Origin of the sequence: Streptomyces echinoruber (assembly GCF_014651135.1) — a bacterium.
In the GTDB taxonomy this organism is placed as follows: Bacteria; Actinomycetota; Actinomycetes; order Streptomycetales; family Streptomycetaceae; genus Streptomyces; species Streptomyces echinoruber.
In genome coordinates this window covers 1-593 of sequence record NZ_BMWH01000104.1, presented here as the reverse complement: position 1 = coordinate 593, position 593 = coordinate 1, and the positions used below count along the sequence as shown (strand labels likewise).

General features: G+C 62.2%; 1 rRNA gene. It reads left to right on the top strand.

The features are described from left to right. Window positions 1-593, top strand: a 23S ribosomal RNA gene (locus IE225_RS32760); the annotation flags it as partial.

Genomic DNA, 593 nt, shown 5'->3' with positions numbered 1-593 from the left:
TCACTGGTCTAGTGATTCCGCGCCGACAATGTAGCGGGGCTCAAGCGTACCGCCGAAGTCGTGTCATTGGCACATGTGCCCCAACGGGTGTGCCGATGGGTAGGGGAGCGTCGTCTGCCGGGTGAAGCAGCCGCGGGAGCGAGTTGTGGACGGTTGACGAGTGAGAATGCAGGCATGAGTAGCGATACAGGAGTGGGAAACTCCTGCGCCGATTGACCAAGGGTTCCTGGGTCAAGCTGATCTGCCCAGGGTAAGTCGGGACCTAAGGCGAGGCCGACAGGCGTAGTCGATGGACAACCGGTTGATATTCCGGTACCCGCTGTGAAGCGCCCAGCACCGAGCCCGGTGATGCTAAGCCCGTGAAGCCGCCCGCCGCCGTCTTTGACGCCGGCGGGAGTGGTGGAGCCGGTGACCCGAACCGGTAGTAGGTGAGTGATGGGGTGACGCAGGAAGGTAGTCCAGCCCGGGCGGTGGTTGTCCCGGGGTAAGGGTGTAGCCCGGTGTGTAGGCAAATCCGCACACCTTGTGGGTGAGACCTGATGCCGAGCCGATTGCGGCGAAGTGGATGATCCTATGCTGTCGAGAAAAGCCTC